Below are 15,569 nucleotides of genomic sequence, written 5' to 3'. Positions count from 1 at the left end.
ATCAATCTCCTTCACGATCGCTATGCCATAAGCGATGGTTGAATATATCCGAAATAAACAATAAAAAAATCAAATCCAAACTTACTGGGACCATAAAAAGATGCTTGGCTAAATCAGCGTCTCCATCGCCAATGATTGAAATAATGGGAACGAAGATGAAAATCGTTAAAAATCCTGCCACTAAGAAAAACCGTAGTGCACCTTCAAATTGATTTTTTTGGAGATCATTTAAAAAGCCAATTAGATAGATGGTTAGAAATACCACTGCCAATAAACAGTTAAAAGCAAATTTTTGTGGGAAAAAAGCACCCATCAGCTGACTATAACCAGTAAAAAATTTAAGTTGCTTTTTCGGTCGTGCTCCTGAATCTTTAGTATAATCACCGACTGCTTTGACTTGCGTTAACATGGTATCTCCGGCGGCTACGTCCAATAATCTGCCAAATTGTTTTAAATGAGTTGCATAATATTTAATGACCCAGACAAAACCTAGTTTAGAAATCAGGTTCTTTTTTACATATTTGCCTGAAGCTTGAATGGTTGCAAATTGTTTGGGGTAATAATCTTGTTCCTGCATTAAAGCATATTGTTCGTCGATCCCATTTTTCGCAAGCTCTTTACTAGGATCTTCTGTTTGCAACAAGACTCCGTGTGAAAATGTTTGGTAGGAGTTAATGTCAACAAACTCCTTCCCAATTAGAGTATAAGTTAATCCGCCGGTTAGTAAGAGTAGTGCTAGCCCAGCAGAAAGATAGATTTTCTTCACTTTTTTTAACTGTGGTAAGAAAAATAATCCTGTTGCAACTACGATAAAGCTTAAAGCTAAGGGAGCATTCTGAGATTTATTCGCAATTAAAAGGACAGTACTTACAATAAATAGAAGGAAGAGTGGCCAATTATGGCGGTAGCGCTTTCTAGCAATCAGAAGGATCGACGAAAATGAGTAGAGAGTGAGGGCTAACATCTGCGGCTCTGCAAAGAATGAATTAAAGTACAGAGTAAATGAGGAATCTCCCATGATAAAGACGACTAATAATGCAATCAGGTAATTATGCCATTTTTTTGTGGGATAGGTTAAAGCGTCAGTTAAAAGATAAATCCCACCTAGGTATAATACGTAATTAACTAATCCCATAAAACGAATATCAAAAATAGTCTGACTGTAAAATAGTTTGTTCAATAAGACAGCCAGTTTAACAAAGAGCGGTTGAGAAGAAAAGTTCACTGAACTGTACTCGTTAAAGTATTTCATTAAACCAAATTTTTGCGTGACAAAATCTAAATAGCTGTAATTTGCTTCAGACAATTTATAGATACCGTTACTGTATAGAGCACGGTAAAAATCACCGTTGTCTGCTAGACCATTGATTGGTGATACAAAAAGGACAAAGGCCGCTAGAGCTGCGCAAATTAATGTTGCAAACAGTGGTGGCGGAACTATCCTTTGAAAGTAGCTAGCCGCACTACTTAATCGTTGTTTTACTTGTTTCACATTTTTACCTCATCATTACTAACGTTGACTAGCATTCAAAGCAGTCAAATTATTATACGAATAAATTTTTTGCGTTTTGTTATCACCAATACCACCGTTCAGAAGAGAATGCGGCTGATTGATTTGTAAACGCCAAACACTTTTCATAGCTAACGAATAATTTTCTTGATCATGAAGTTCTGCAAAAATCATTGCTGCTAAAGCATAATTAGCTGCAGATTCTCCATCAGAACTGACTCTTCCAATTACACTATAACCATTTGCTAAGTCTCTTTTTTGAATGCGTTGGACCAGCCAATCTCGACTGGTGGCCTTGAGTTGGCCAATTTCTGCTAAATGCAATAAAGTTTCCAAGGCTTCAGAAGTATTTAAATCGTCATCGCTATATTTACTACTAGACCACTGATAGCTGTTAGCATACAGTGGGAAAGCGTCGCCTAAATACCCGCCTTTTAGTACCGTCATTTGTCGTTGGTAATCGTGTTGGCTTTTTTTAGTTGTGTTTTCGAAATATTTCAGAGTCTGCATGTCAAAATATGCTAAACTCGCCGTATTGGCTCCTTGGTGAGAACCGACATCATAAAAATCGACTAATTGTCCATCTCGCAGAGCGGTATTGAGTAGTGCTTGGTACCGTTCGGTTGCTTCTTGACGATAATGATCAGTATGTTTAGCTTCGTCGTAAGTTAATAAGGCGCGGATGATCCGTAAATCATCTAGGGTTGCATTGACTTTAAAAAGCTTATTTTTCTGAGGATCATATCGATACATAAATAATCCTTTTTTTAAGAAAGTCTGCTTAGTTTGCTGATAAAATTGTCGAAACTGTCCCCATTGATGACTGCTTGCTAAGTATTGCAACCATAGACCAGAAGATTCACTTAACATTTCATGTCCTGTCGCTGCGTCGGGTTGACGTTTATTGGTATCTAAATAATTGGTATAGATTCCTTTTTTGGTTAATAAGTTATGACGTACAAAATTACTTAAACGTAGGCTATTTTGAGAGCTGTCTTTTGTTGCATAATTTGTTGTGCTAGTAAAGCCATGCGGTGCTGCAGCAGGTGTTTTAGCAACAGCTTTTTTTTGACACCCGCTCAATAATGTAACTAGCAGCAACAATAACAGCCACCAATTTTTTAATTTCACTTTAATCACCTATACGTTTCCTCTTGAAAGTTCGCTGAACCCCGTAACATAAGCTATATAATCGAAAAGTATTATACTAACAAAGGTGTTCAAATACAAGCAGAATAATAAAAAACTTGTTTTGGAAACTAGACCAATTTAAAAGACCTTATTAAGTTGAGGTAATAGTTATTGCGAATCATGCAATAACTTTAAAATAATGCTTGAGCTTTGAGAGTTTTTGGTCTAAACTAGTGAAAATCTTTTTCGAGCACCAAAGTAATTTGGCTAAGCATCAAAAAAGACCAGAAAATAATTCTGGTCATAATATAAACGATTATTGAAAGAGGCGCGGCTTACCATAATAGTAGCCTTGGCGGTAAGAAATTGCTAATTCGTCTAACAACTGATCGTCGGCAGAAGTTTCAACGCCTTCCACTATGAGATTTAAATTGTTGTTAGCAGCGATTTGCTGCCATTTTTGCAAGGCAGTTTTGATTTCTGTCTGACGACCTGCCTGGCGGAAATTTTGACAGGGAAACTTAATTTCAAAGACATAGGGTAAAAATGCCTGAACTTCTGGGTAGAGATTGCACCCCGTATCAACATCATCCAGTGCGATCAGGACGCCATGTTGGTTAAAGTAGTTCATCTGTTGGATGATTTCAGTCGTGGAAAAGTTAGTTTGAACAGGTTCTTTAATGATTTCTAAGACTAAAGTCACGGGTGAGATCTTTTGTTGGGTCTCGATTAAAAGTTGACTGAATTCAGGACTTAAAAATTGCGCCCAATTCACGTTGAAAGACACAAAACTGATTTTACGCGAGAGTTTTTGCGCAATGGTCACTAGCAAGTTAGTTTGCACTTCTTGCGGAATGGCAGAGAAACTTTGCGGCAATTGCCATTGCCCATCAATTAGTTTCCTAATCAAAAGTTCGTAGCCGAGTACGGAACCGGAAAATTTATTGATAATTGGTTGGATAAAGTAGCGATACATGGCGAGCCTCCGATTATTTAAAATTTGGCTATGCTGTTGTTGTAAGAGTATTATTATGTAATAGCAACTGAATCATACCAGAGACTATTATATAATTTTTGGTAGGTAAAGTACTACTAAAAACTATTAGAAAATCTAACTTGGAAGTAAATAATTAAACTTATCAATTAGAAGTTTAAGGGGAATGTCTATGAAAATTGTTATTATTGGTGGTTCACATGCGGGCATGATGGCAGCCGATGAACTGCTAAGGATCGCGCCAGAAAATGAAATCGAAATTTATGACCGAAATCTTGTTTCATCGTTTGCAGCTGAAGATATTTCGGCCTATGTCCGTGGGGATGTTGACCGTTTAACAGACCTGCATTTTGATGAAACAAGTATCAAAAATAGCAGAAAAGTTAAAATTTTTCAAGCACATAGTGTGATCGGTTTGAGTACCAAACTTCATCAAATCACGATTGTTGATAAAAATCGAAGCCACACTTTTACGACCAACTATGACAAATTGATCATTGCGAGTGGGGCAACGAATCGTTTGCCAATTATTCCTGGAGTTGAAAGTGAAAATGTCCTGGTAGCACGCAGTTTTCGGCAAGTTGAAGTGCTGCAGAAAAAGATTTTAGCTAGTCACAAAATTGCAATTATTGGTGCAGGACGTTCGGGCATCGAGTTTGCTTTAGCCGCTCATAAATTACAAAAAGATGTGCAAATTTTTGAGCACAATGACCAGTTCGCGACCCATTACGTGGGAAACAAACTCTCGCTGTGGTTACAAAAACAACTTAGTCAGAATGGAATTGGGGTCCATAACCGAACGGCGGTCGAAGAGTTTCAGCAGCAAGCTGACGGCTCATTAATTTTAAAAACTAATCAATGCGATTTTACCGCAGACTTGGTCTTGTTAGCGTTTGGCTTTGTTCCTAGCACAACTTTTGTGAAGAACGAGCTCAAAACTCAATTGGATGGCTCGATCACGGTCAATGAGTATTTAGAAACAACTGAGCCGGATGTCTATGCAATTGGGGATTGTGCAAGTGTGATCGATAAAAACAGTGCCAAAAAAACATTGGCGACCCGTTTAGCCACGCGCGCAATGCGCCAGGCTTTCGTAGCGGCACACAATGTTTTAGGGCAGCATTATCGCTTCGTTCCTTTGCAAAGTACGAGCGGGTTGCAGGTTTTTGATGAATGGTTTGCCCAAGCTGGGTTAACCTTGGAAAAGGCACGAGAATGGGATTATCAGGCCAATTTAGTTTCTTATGAGGGCCCTTGGATCCAAGAGTATGGAGAAATTAATTCACACGTGGTCGTGCACTTAACCTATGATATTTCAAGTCGGAAAATTTTAGGGGTTCAAATTACGTGTAACCAAAATGTGTCACAATTCGCTAGTATCGTGGCAGTGATGATGCAAAATGGAAATACGATCGATGATCTGGCCCAAGCAGATATTTTGTACGAACAAGGTAATGGGATGCCGCTAAACTTTCTGAACTTTGTGGCTCAAAGAGCAGTCACAGTTGAAAGAAGTTATGGCAGAGATCAGCCTCAAATTAATTTGAATTAAGGTTAGTAGTGATAGGAGAACGGAGGTGTCACAATGAGATTTGCAATTAGGCTAATTTTTGGTTTGATTTTTGAAACGGGCTTGGCAACGACTTACATGGTAATTGCAAGTCTGGTTAAAGAGTGGCTTAACCAAAAAAACAACACCAGTGAAAGCAGCACGGCTAATGCAGTATTTTGTGCTATTTTATTTTACGGTTGTCTATATTTTAATTTTAGCGATTAAAGTCACTGGTGTTGTCGAATTTAGTTTTGACAATACACTGTTGTTGTTGATTGTGATGTTTGCGATGATCTCTAGTGACCGCAAAATGAACTTTTTAGCGGCTTTGACCTCCGGTGTCATTACGATACTGACTTTTGGAGTAGTACCACGGGTAAATTTACGCTTGATCCCAATTTTTTATTTGAGTACTTTGTTACTGCTGTTATTAAGCTATTTGACCGAAAAACGTGGACCTTTACTACGCTGGTCAGCGTTCTTAGCGGGTGGGCTGATTTTTTGGGCGACCCGTTCAATGTTAGGACTAGTTGCCAGTCAAAGGCTGATTTTTGCGGCGAGTGGTTACGTGGTTTTAGCCTCGATTATTTTTTGGCTATTATATGCTAATGAAAAGCACCAGGAAATGACGGCGCGTAACAAACACGATGCTTTCTTTGATGAAATGACGGCAACTAAAAATTACCGGGCCTTTGTGAAGGAACTGGATCAAGGTGTCCAATCATATCATGCTCACGGGCAAACTTTGGGATTGATCATGGTTGATATTGACCATTTCAAAAACGTGAATGATACCTATGGCCATTTGATGGGTAATGAAATCTTGAAAGAAGTTACGGCAACTCTCAAAAAACAGGCACAAACGCTGACTCCAACAGAGAATGTTTATCGGCTGGGCGGCGAAGAATTTGCTTTGTTGGTCCGAGAACAAGACTGCCAAGAAGTTAGTCAATTCGCCGAACTTTGTCATGAAATGGTGGGCAACTTACATGCAAGCCAACCCAATCAAGTCCATGTCACGATTTCGCTTGGCTACTCGAAACTGCGGGAACAAGAAACGTCCATGCATTTTTTCCAACGGGTTGATAAATTGCTATATCAAGCCAAAAAACAGGGCCGGGATATAGCGGTTGGTTCCTGCGATGTTAGTGTCAAAAATTAAAGCAGTAATTGTTAGAGAAGAGGGAAGGCGAAGCAAATGGTAACTAACTTTTTAGTAGAATTTATCCTCGGGCTCTTTTTCGGGGTCGGCATTATGACAACTTATCGAGTCACCGAATATATTATTGCTGAAGTCTTTTTGCCGGCTAAATTTAAAGGGTTAAAAATTGACCTAGTTGAAGCGTATACGCTCGCCTATTTTTTCGTCGTCTTTACGGCGTTTCTCGTGATCAGGCTCAATATTCCCAAGTTGTTGACCTACGATAATTTACAATTACTGATCCTAGTTTTCTTTTTGTACTATTCTCATCATCGGGGAACTTACTGGTATGCCGCAGTGACTTTAGTCTTGGCATTGTTGGGAGAACTCTGGTTATTTGGTACGGAATACTGGTCGTGGGCGCTAGCATTTTACGGCAGTGCATTGTTCTTAACGGCAGGTTCCTACTTTAGTCGAAAAATGAGACCGTTTTTAAGACTGTTAGCAGCTTTAAGCGGCGGTGTGTGTTTGTGGTTCGTTAAATCTTGGTTGGGCTTGATTAATACTGATCAGCTAATTTATAGTCTAGGCTTATACTTATCATTAACTTTGATTTTATTTTGGGGGCTGGTTTTTGACGATAACTTTCGGAAAACAGCACTATCAAACGAGCATAATGCCCGCTTTGATGAAATGACGGCGACTAAAAATTACCGGTCGTTTGTTAATGAATTTGCGGTGGGACTCAAGCAGGCCCAGGAAAAGAAAGAGTCATTTGCTTTTATTATGCTAGATATTGACCACTTTAAATTGATCAATGATACTTACGGGCATTTGGCAGGAAATCAGGTCCTGAAATACGTTGCGGGAGACTTGATGCAGCATGTTTTTGTCTTTGATGAGCGGGCGATGGTTTATCGTTTGGGCGGTGAGGAATTCGGGATCTTTTTACGCAATGTCAGCCTAGAAGAAACACAGGATTTTGCGCAGATGTGTCACGATAGTTTGTGCAAACTAGTAGTTCCGACCGACCAAGGCAGCTTGCATTTAACTGCTTCATTTGGCTGTGATATTTTGCGGCCGGAGGATAATACCACGACTTTATATCGGCGAGTTGATAGTCTGTTATATCAGGCTAAAAATGGCGGTAGAAACCAAGTCATGGGGCCAGCAGGAGCGGTTGAAGCACAGTAGGTATTAGTGAAACTTACAAAATGAAAGTAGGTTTTGCTTGACTTAGTTTTCTTTTATGTTTATATTAGACCTAACAAATTACGGGAGGTTATCATTGTGAACATTCAAACTGTTAATGCTAAATTATGTTGTTGCTGTTCATCGCGTCTGAAGCGATGTTCGGCCTGTTAAGTGTTGACTTTTATGATTGTTGCAATGATAAAGTCCATCCTTAAACAGTAAGTCATGGACAAAGCTCAGACGCGTAGATTCTGCTAAAGAATTGCACGCGTCTTTTTTTGTACCCAGTTTGTAGACGCTTACTTGGGTCAATAATTGAATTTGCGGCTGAATTAGCAACAATGATAGGGGTCATTGTCAAAAAACAGAGCGAAGCAAACCGTTTAGCTTCCAACAAAAACCAAGGGGGAACTTTTAACATGAAAAAGAAACAAAAATACTTATTAACGATTTTTGCAGCGTTACTAATGGTCGTTTTAGCAGCTTGTGGTAAAAGTAGTGCTAAGGAAACTGGCGAAGATCAACAAACTTTAAATTTGAGTACAGAAGCACCAATGGATACGATCGATATTTCGAAGATGACAGGTTATGGTTCAACTGGGAATGCCTTTGAAAGTTTTTATCGCCTAGGTAAAAATGGTAAAGTCACTCCAGGATTAGCGAAAAGCGGCAAGGTTTCTGCTGATGGATTAACTTGGACCTTTAAGTTGCGTCCTGCCAAATGGAGTAACGGTGACCCGATCACCGCGCAAGATTTCGTGTATTCTTGGCGCCGGACACTTGATCCAGCAACCAAGGCCTCATATTCATACATGTTCAGCGGGGTAAAAAACGCTGATAAAATTGCGGCTAGTCAAGCAGATCCTAAGAGTGTCGGCATTTCAGCTCCTGACAAAGAAACGGTCGTTGTTCAATTAGAAAAACCAATTTCTTACTTTAAGAATTTGATGGCTTATCCATTGTTTGGGCCGCAAAACGAAAAAGTAGTTAAGAAGTATGGTAAGAAATACGCAACTAAGTCACAGTACATGGTTTATTCTGGCCCGTTCAAAATTACGAACTGGACAGGGACTGGCAACAAATGGCAGTATGTTAAAAATGATAACTACTGGGATAAAAAAGTAGTTAAGCTGCATAAAATTAACTACACTGTAGTAGCTAATCCAACAACTGGCCAAGAATTATATCAAGCTGGCAAATTGGATTTAACACCACTGACAAATCAACAGGTCAAGAACTTTAAGAACGATAAAGAATTTAAGCAGTATCCATACTCATATGTGACCTATATTAAGTATAATTTTGAAGCCAAGGATCCAGTGATCAATAAAGCAATGAACAACAAAAACATTCGGTTTGCGATGTCACTTGCAATTGACCGGGATGCTTTGACCAAGAAAATTTTGGGTGATGGTTCGCAAACACCAAAAGGCTTTGTTCCCGCCGATTTAGTCAATAATCCTAAAACGGGAGAAGATTTTGCGGACGAGCAGTATGTTGAAAATACAGTGGGTACTAACGTGAAATTGGCACAGAAGTACTGGAAACAAGGGTTAAAGGAAATTGGGCAAAAAGGGTTGAAGATGACCTTATTGTCAAATAATGATGCGGCTAACACGAAGATTATTTCTGAATACCTCCAGTCACGTTACCACAAGATTTTGCCAGGCTTGCAGCTAGAAATTACAGATATCCCTGGTCATAGTGCAGCGCAAAAGGCGGCCGATGGTGACTTTGACATGTATCTGTCAGGTTGGGGCGGCGATTTTAATGACCCGGTAACCTTCTTACAAATTATGTTGAGTGATACTTCGTATAACCGCGGTAAGTTTAACAATCAAGAATATGATAGTTTGGTAGCGCGTGCTCAGGATGAAGATGCTAATAATCCAGACAAACGTTGGGATGATATGGTTAAAGCAGCTAAGATCGTCAATGCTGAACAAGGCGTAACGCCAGTTTATCAACAGGTCACAGCATACCTGCAAAAGAGCAATATCAAAGGTATTATCCACAATACTGCCGGAACACAGTGGAACTATAAGTACGCATATAAAGACTAATACAGAGCGGAGTGAGGCGGTTAAGAGATAAGCAGAATCTCTTGCCTCAAGCAGCTCGACTAAGTAACAAATAATAAGAAGCGTTGGCCAATGGTTAAGGAACTGTTGACTGACGCTTTTTTCATGCTAAAAAAGTTAAAAGTGGAATTGGGCTAGAATTAATAGATTTTGCTTGACTTTATTACTGCGATTCCTTATATTGAAGTTAACTAACACACAGGAGGTTATCATTGTGACTAAACAAGTTATTAATGCAAAGTTATGCTGTTGCTGTCCGTCGCGTCTGAAGCGATGTTCGGCCTGTTAAGTGTAGACTTTTGCGATTGTTGCAATGATGAGTCTAGACTCAGCAAGTGAGTGATGGACAAAGCCCAGACGCGGAAATTCTGTAAAAGAATGCTCTGCGTCTTTTTTTGTGGTTGAGTGAAGGCGCTTTACGGAATGCAACTGGTTGTGCAGCAATGGTAGAGGATCGTTGTTAGAAATTTTGGTAAAAAGAAGTGGGGGAATTTACGATGAAAAAGATACATAAGTTACTGTTAACAGTTTTTGCGGCGTTGCTAGTGGTGGTGCTGGCAGCCTGTGGTAAAAATGATTCACAGAAACAAACAGATAATAAACAAGAACTGAATTTGAGTGCTGAGGCACCAATGGATGCAATCGACTTGTCAAAATTAACTGGTTATGGTTCAACGGGGAACGTCTTTGAAAGTTTTTATCGTTTAGGTAAAGACGGCAAAGTTACACCGGGATTAGCTAAGAGCAGTTCGACTTCTGCTGACGGCTTAACTTGGACTTTCAAGCTCCGTCCAGCTAAGTGGAGTAATGGTGATGAGATCACTGCTCAAGATTTTGTTTATTCTTGGCGCCGGACTTTAGATCCAGCTACTAAGTCACCATATTCATACTTGTTTAGTGGAGTAGAAAACGCCGATGATATCGTGGCTGGTAAGGCTAAACCTGATACAATCGGAATCTCAGCACCAGATAAGCAAACTATTGTGATCAAGTTAGATAAGCCAATCGCTTACTTTAAAGTCTTGTTATCTTACCCATTATTTGGACCGCAAAATGAAAAAGTCGTTAACAAATATGGTAAGAAGTACGCTACTAAGTCACAGTACATGGTTTACTCTGGTCCGTTCAAGTTAGCAAACTGGAGTGGGACTGGTAACAAGTGGCAGTATGTTAAAAACAACAACTATTGGGATAAAAAGGCAGTGAAGTTAGACAAAATCAACTACACCGTTGTTTCTAACCCAACGACTGGCCAAGAATTATATGAAAAAGGCAAGCTTGATTTGACTCCATTAACTAGTCAACAAGTTAAGAACTTCAAGAATAATAAAGAGTTCAAACAATATCCTTATTCTTTAGTGACCTATTTGAAGTATAACTTTGCTGATAAAAACGCTACGAATAAGAAAGCGATGAACAATCGTAATATCCGTTTGGCAATGTCACTTGCAATCGACCGCGATATTTTGACCAAGAAGATCTTGGGTGATGGCTCTGAAACTCCTAAAGGTTACGTGGCTTCTAACCTAGCAAAAGATCCAAAAACTGGCGAAGATTTTGCGGATCAGCAATACGTGAAGAATACCGTCGATAAGAATACTAAATTAGCACAGAAATACTGGAAACAAGGTTTGAAAGAAATCGATGAAAAGGGATTGAAGTTAACTCTGTTAGCCAGCAATGATAGTGCCAACAGTAAAGTAATCGCTGAATACATGCAATCACGGTTCCACAAGATCTTGCCTGGCTTACAAATTGACATCAACGATATCCCTGGCCACTCTGCAACACAACGGGCCGAAGATGGCGATTTTGATATCTATTTGTCAGGTTGGGGCGGCGACTTTAGTGACCCGATCACCTTCTTACAAACAGCGATGAGTAATACTTCATATAACCAAGGAAAATACGCAAATGAAGAATTTGATGCTTTAGTTAAACGGGCGCAAGATGAAGATGCCAATGATGTTAACAAACGTTGGGCAGATTTAGTCAAAGCAACCCGGATCTTGAACACTGACCAAGGTATGACACCTGTTTATCAACAAGTGACAGCTTACTTGCAAAAATCAAATGTGAAGGGCATTATTCACAATACTGCCGGAACACAGTGGAATTACAAGTACGCTTATAAAGATTAACACAGAGCGGAGTCACCTGGTTAGAAGATGAGCATTAACAGGCTTCCAGGCAGAATGCGTTTTTAGCATTGTGACTGAAAGCAGGTTAAGCACAGTCTTCTGGGTGAAGTAGCTCGACTAAAAACGACCATTCACAGACAGTTGGAATACTGCTGGTGAATGGTCGTTTTATTATCTTTTTATCAAATAGAATACATGTGTATTCGGATATGATATAATGAAGTTATTAGAAAAGAAAGAAGGGCGTTTAATTATGACTACAACAACAATTCGTATGCCAGAAGATCAATACAAAGAAGTGCAAAAATTGGCCGCTTTCGAAGGATTAAGTGTCTCTGCCTTTATGCGCAAAGCTGTTTTAGAACAAATTGAAGATATTCAAGATTATGAAGATGGAATGAAAATTCTGGAGGAAAATAACGAACGTGTCTCTCGCGAAGATGTTCTAAGAGAGGTTCTTTCTGCCTAATGTATACTTGGAAATTTGATAAAAAAGCTTTTAAAGAATTTAAAAAATTGGACCGCATTGTCCAAAAAAGAATAGTTAAATGGCTAGATGATCACATTGAAGGAACTGAAAATCCAAGACAGTGGGGTAAAGCGCTTGAAGGAGACAAGAAAACTTTATGGCGTTATCGAGTAGGTGCTTTTCGAATGATTGTTGATATTGTTGATAATGAGTTTGTTGTTTTAGTGCTGAAAACTGCTAAAAGAAATGATGTGTATAAAAATAAATAGAATCGAAGGCAGGTTGGAAGAGAAAGACAAGAACGATGAATCCACAAGCTATTCGTCATTATATCTAATTACACAAAGAACCTTACTAAATGAATAGGTAAGGTTTTTTGTGTAATAATGCTAGTCTAAATTTTTATTGCAAATACACTCTATCATGAGTTTGAAAAAACAAGTTTTGGGATTTTTTGATAAACCGGCTTTACTTATATCATGGTACTTTCAATCGACCATTCACAGACAGTTGAAATACTGTTAGTGAGTGGTCGTTTTTGTCTTTAAAGTATGCTAAAAGTCCCTTTCTTTTTAGACTAGTCGGAAGCATGATACAATTTGAATGAGAGCTGAAATTAAAGTAATGGAAACGATTGCCGAAATGAAAAATTGGAGGCGAGAGCGATGAAGTTAGTGAGCCAACTTAAAAAGCGGCAGCAGCAGGAACGCCAGCGCCATGACGCGGAGGTCCGCTTACGTCAGGCAGCTCTGTTACCAGAAGAAAAGTTGTTGGAAAAGTGGTCCACCCAAACAACTGGCTTAACAGCGACAGAAAGTCAGACTAGATTGGCAAAACAGGGCCCAAATGAAATTACGACGGCCGACCACGAAAGCAGCTGGCACCGGTTGTTAACAGCGGTTTTTGCGCCATTTAACAGTATTTTATTGGTGATTGCAGCGTTGACTTACTTCACTGATGTACTGGCAACTACTCAACCGGATTATGTGACGGTGATCATCATTTTGGTCTTGGTCGCTTTATCAAGTACCCTTTCTTTTGTGCAGCAACAAAAGGCGACCCAAGCTGTGGAACAACTGACACAAAAAATTTCGAACCAGGCGGATGTTTACCGTGATGGAAAAGTCGTGACCCTACCGACCGAACAACTCGTGGCGGGAGATGTCTTACGTTTGGCAGCGGGTGACTTAATTCCGGCAGACCTGCGCTTTTTAACGACTCAAGATACCTTTATTGCGCAGGCGGCTTTAACTGGTGAATCTGAACCAGTAGAAAAAATTGCGGGAAATGTCGACCAGACGGAGGATGTTTTACCAGATCTGCCTAATATTGGCTTGATGGGTGCGAATATGGTCAGCGGCAGCGCGACGGCGGTTGTCTTGCTGACGGGCAATGAAACTTATTTTGGCGCGATGGCTGAAAGTATGTCGGGAGATCGGTCGAAGACTAGTTTTGAAAATGGAGTGGAGTCTGTCAGTCGGTTACTGATCCGGCTAATGTTAGTGATGGTACCCGTGGTGTTTGTGATCAATGGAGTGACTAAGGGGGACTGGCTTAGTTCGTTACTGTTTGCGATCAGTGTTGCGGTGGGGTTAACTCCGGAAATGTTGCCGGTCATTATGACGTCGACCCTGGCAAAGGGGGCCCTTTCCTTGTCCAAACACCAAACTGTCGTCCGGACTTTAGGGGCGATCCAAACTTTTGGTGAAATGGACGTTTTATGTACGGATAAGACTGGGACTCTGACCGAAGATACAGTGGCTCTGGAAAAATATCTGGACATTCAGGGCAAGACAGACCAGCGCGTTTTACGTTATGCGTTCTTAAATAGTGCCTTTCAGACAGGCTTGAAGAATTTAATTGATCTTGCAATTATTAACCATGCCACGGAACTTGATGTGTCAGCTATTCAGGCAGAATATCAGCGCATTGATGAGATTCCTTTCGATTTTTCTCGCCGACGAATGAGTGTTGTCTTACAGGATAACAACGGTCGCCGGCAGTTAGTTACGAAGGGTGCCGTCGAAGAAATGCTAGAAATTTCGACTAAACTAGAAGTGGCAGGTAAAGTGGTACCATTGAACGCAGAAACTAAGCAAATTGCTTTGCAAACCTATGAGAAGTACAGTGCTCAAGGTTTGCGGATCCTGGGCGTTGCCAGAAAAAATGATGTGCCTGATATTCATCATTTTAGCGTGGCTGATGAACAAGATATGGTTTTGTTGGGATTTGTCGGCTTCTTAGATCCACCGAAGGATACGGCTCAAGCAGCCATTCAGGCCTTGAAAAAACACGGGGTACGCACAGTCGTTTTGACGGGTGACAGTGATGGCGTGGCCAGCACGGTTGGGGGAAAAGTTGGCCTAGCAAATGAACAAGTTTTGACTGGACCACAGTTGGATCAGATGGATGACCAGCAACTGACACAAGCAGTGACTGACTGTACGATCTTTGCCAAATTATCGCCAACACAAAAAGTGCGCGTGGTAGAAACTTTTCAAGCACAAGGTCACACGACCGGCTTTTTGGGTGACGGCATCAATGACGCACCGGCTTTACGGCAAGCTGACGTCGGGATCTCAGTGGATACGGCGGTCGATATTGCCAAAGAAACTGCCGATATCGTGTTACTGAAAAAAGACTTGCTGGTATTGGAAAAAGGGGTCGTTGAAGGGCGCAAAATTTTTGGTAATATTATCAAATACCTCAAAATGGCCACCAGTGGGAACTTTGGAAACGTGATCTCGGTGATCATTGCCAGCCTATGTTTACCGTTCATTCCCTTATTACCAGTCCAATTGTTGACCCAAAATTTACTGTGTGATTTTGCACAGTTGGGTCTGCCGTTTGATGATGTGGACGAAACTTACCTGCAACAGCCGCGTCGCTGGGAAACTCGCTCGATCAAAAGTTTTATGTGGTTTTTAGGACCAGTTAGTTCGATTTTTGACCTGCTGTGTTTTGCGGTGATGTGGTGGGTCATGGGTGCCAATTCGGTGGAAAAAGCAGCACTATTTCAGTGTGGCTGGTTCGTTTTTGGGACTGTTTCCCAGGTTTTGATCATCTATATGATCCGAACTTCTCAGGTCCCGTTTATTCAAAGCCGGCCAGCAGCACCGTTAATGGCCTCATCACTAGGAATTATGCTTTTAGCTGTAGTCGTGGGCTTTAGCGGGTTAGCACAAGGCATTGATATGCAAAAACTGCCGCTGAACTTTTGGCCGTGGCTAGCAGCGTTATTAGCGGGATATTGTCTCGCGGTCAGTTTTTGCAAACGAGTGTATATCAAACGTTACGGTGAATGGTTTTAAATAAAAAACTGTCTGCTCCAGCAATTTTTTTCGCATCCACTGCGA

At 40.4% G+C, this 15,569-nt stretch carries 12 protein-coding genes; 9 read left to right on the top strand and 3 right to left on the bottom strand.

Annotated features, from left to right (window positions below; translation table 11 throughout):
• Position 1: 1 nt before the first annotated feature.
• From wsfD to LPAF129_RS04440, 3 genes are all read right to left on the bottom strand, one after another.
• A complete protein-coding gene (gene wsfD, locus LPAF129_RS04450) occupies positions 2 to 1,492 on the bottom strand; it encodes a glycan biosynthesis hexose transferase WsfD (protein WP_244054956.1) in 1,491 nt (496 codons plus the stop codon).
• Between the two features lie 18 nt (positions 1,493 to 1,510).
• Positions 1,511 to 2,650, bottom strand: coding sequence for a glycosyl hydrolase family 8 (locus tag LPAF129_RS04445; protein WP_244054955.1), 1,140 nt, complete (start codon positions 2,648 to 2,650; stop codon positions 1,511 to 1,513).
• Between the two features lie 307 nt (positions 2,651 to 2,957).
• Positions 2,958 to 3,617 carry an EAL domain-containing protein gene (locus LPAF129_RS04440; RefSeq protein ID WP_244054954.1) on the bottom strand — a complete coding sequence of 220 codons (660 nt, stop codon included), beginning with the start codon at positions 3,615 to 3,617 and terminating at the stop codon, positions 2,958 to 2,960.
• Between the two features lie 190 nt (positions 3,618 to 3,807).
• Here LPAF129_RS04440 and LPAF129_RS04435 point away from each other — a divergent pair, with 190 nt between their 5' ends.
• From LPAF129_RS04435 to mgtA, 9 genes are all read left to right on the top strand, one after another.
• Positions 3,808 to 5,187, top strand: a complete 1,380-nt coding sequence (locus tag LPAF129_RS04435) for an FAD-dependent oxidoreductase (protein WP_244054953.1) — start codon at positions 3,808 to 3,810, stop codon at positions 5,185 to 5,187.
• 33 nt (positions 5,188 to 5,220) lie between these two features.
• On the top strand, positions 5,221 to 5,412 hold the full coding sequence (locus tag LPAF129_RS04430; protein ID WP_244054952.1) for a hypothetical protein: 192 nt from the start codon (positions 5,221 to 5,223) through the stop codon (positions 5,410 to 5,412).
• Entirely contained in the window at positions 5,354 to 6,349 is a 996-nt protein-coding gene (locus LPAF129_RS04425; protein ID WP_244054951.1) for a GGDEF domain-containing protein, read from the top strand. Before LPAF129_RS04430 ends, LPAF129_RS04425 begins: the two co-directional genes overlap by 59 nt.
• Positions 6,350 to 6,385: 36 nt before the next feature.
• Entirely contained in the window at positions 6,386 to 7,522 is a 1,137-nt protein-coding gene (locus tag LPAF129_RS04420; RefSeq protein ID WP_244054950.1) for a GGDEF domain-containing protein, read from the top strand.
• A 419-nt stretch (positions 7,523 to 7,941) separates the two neighbouring features.
• Positions 7,942 to 9,585, top strand: a complete 1,644-nt coding sequence (locus LPAF129_RS04415; RefSeq protein WP_244054949.1) for a peptide ABC transporter substrate-binding protein — start codon at positions 7,942 to 7,944, stop codon at positions 9,583 to 9,585.
• 515 nt (positions 9,586 to 10,100) lie between these two features.
• On the top strand, positions 10,101 to 11,744 hold the full coding sequence (locus LPAF129_RS04410; RefSeq protein WP_244054948.1) for a peptide ABC transporter substrate-binding protein: 1,644 nt from the start codon (positions 10,101 to 10,103) through the stop codon (positions 11,742 to 11,744).
• Positions 11,745 to 11,961: 217 nt separating this feature from the next.
• Positions 11,962 to 12,213: a type II toxin-antitoxin system RelB family antitoxin gene (gene relB / locus LPAF129_RS04405; protein WP_244054947.1), complete on the top strand. Its 252-nt coding sequence runs from the start codon at positions 11,962 to 11,964 to the stop codon at positions 12,211 to 12,213.
• Positions 12,213 to 12,482 carry a type II toxin-antitoxin system RelE family toxin gene (locus tag LPAF129_RS04400; protein WP_244054946.1) on the top strand — a complete coding sequence of 90 codons (270 nt, stop codon included), beginning with the start codon at positions 12,213 to 12,215 and terminating at the stop codon, positions 12,480 to 12,482. Before relB ends, LPAF129_RS04400 begins: the two co-directional genes overlap by 1 nt.
• Before the next feature lie 396 nt (positions 12,483 to 12,878).
• Positions 12,879 to 15,524: a magnesium-translocating P-type ATPase gene (gene mgtA / locus LPAF129_RS04395; protein WP_244054945.1), complete on the top strand. Its 2,646-nt coding sequence runs from the start codon at positions 12,879 to 12,881 to the stop codon at positions 15,522 to 15,524.
• The last annotated feature ends 45 nt before the right edge of the window (positions 15,525 to 15,569 follow it).

Origin of the sequence: Ligilactobacillus pabuli, assembly GCF_022836475.1 — a bacterium.
Classification (GTDB): domain Bacteria; phylum Bacillota; class Bacilli; order Lactobacillales; family Lactobacillaceae; genus Ligilactobacillus; species Ligilactobacillus pabuli.
The sequence above is the reverse complement of the archived record's forward strand: the minus strand, read 5'-3'. Positions and strand labels throughout refer to the sequence as shown.

Excerpts from the sequence above, each read along its gene's own strand:
- LPAF129_RS04420 (WP_244054950.1), top strand. The coding sequence starts at position 6,386 with ATGGTAACTAACTTTTTAGTAGAATTTATCCTCGGGCTCTTTTTCGGG.
- LPAF129_RS04430 (WP_244054952.1), top strand. The coding sequence starts at position 5,221 with ATGAGATTTGCAATTAGGCTAATTTTTGGTTTGATTTTTGAAACGGGC.
- LPAF129_RS04410 (WP_244054948.1), top strand. The coding sequence starts at position 10,101 with ATGAAAAAGATACATAAGTTACTGTTAACAGTTTTTGCGGCGTTGCTA.
- LPAF129_RS04400 (WP_244054946.1), top strand. The coding sequence starts at position 12,213 with ATGTATACTTGGAAATTTGATAAAAAAGCTTTTAAAGAATTTAAAAAA.
- mgtA (WP_244054945.1), top strand. The coding sequence starts at position 12,879 with ATGAAGTTAGTGAGCCAACTTAAAAAGCGGCAGCAGCAGGAACGCCAG.
- LPAF129_RS04440 (WP_244054954.1), bottom strand. The coding sequence starts at position 3,617 with ATGTATCGCTACTTTATCCAACCAATTATCAATAAATTTTCCGGTTCC.
- LPAF129_RS04435 (WP_244054953.1), top strand. The coding sequence starts at position 3,808 with ATGAAAATTGTTATTATTGGTGGTTCACATGCGGGCATGATGGCAGCC.
- relB (WP_244054947.1), top strand. The coding sequence starts at position 11,962 with ATGAAGTTATTAGAAAAGAAAGAAGGGCGTTTAATTATGACTACAACA.
- LPAF129_RS04425 (WP_244054951.1), top strand. The coding sequence starts at position 5,354 with ATGCAGTATTTTGTGCTATTTTATTTTACGGTTGTCTATATTTTAATT.
- LPAF129_RS04415 (WP_244054949.1), top strand. The coding sequence starts at position 7,942 with ATGAAAAAGAAACAAAAATACTTATTAACGATTTTTGCAGCGTTACTA.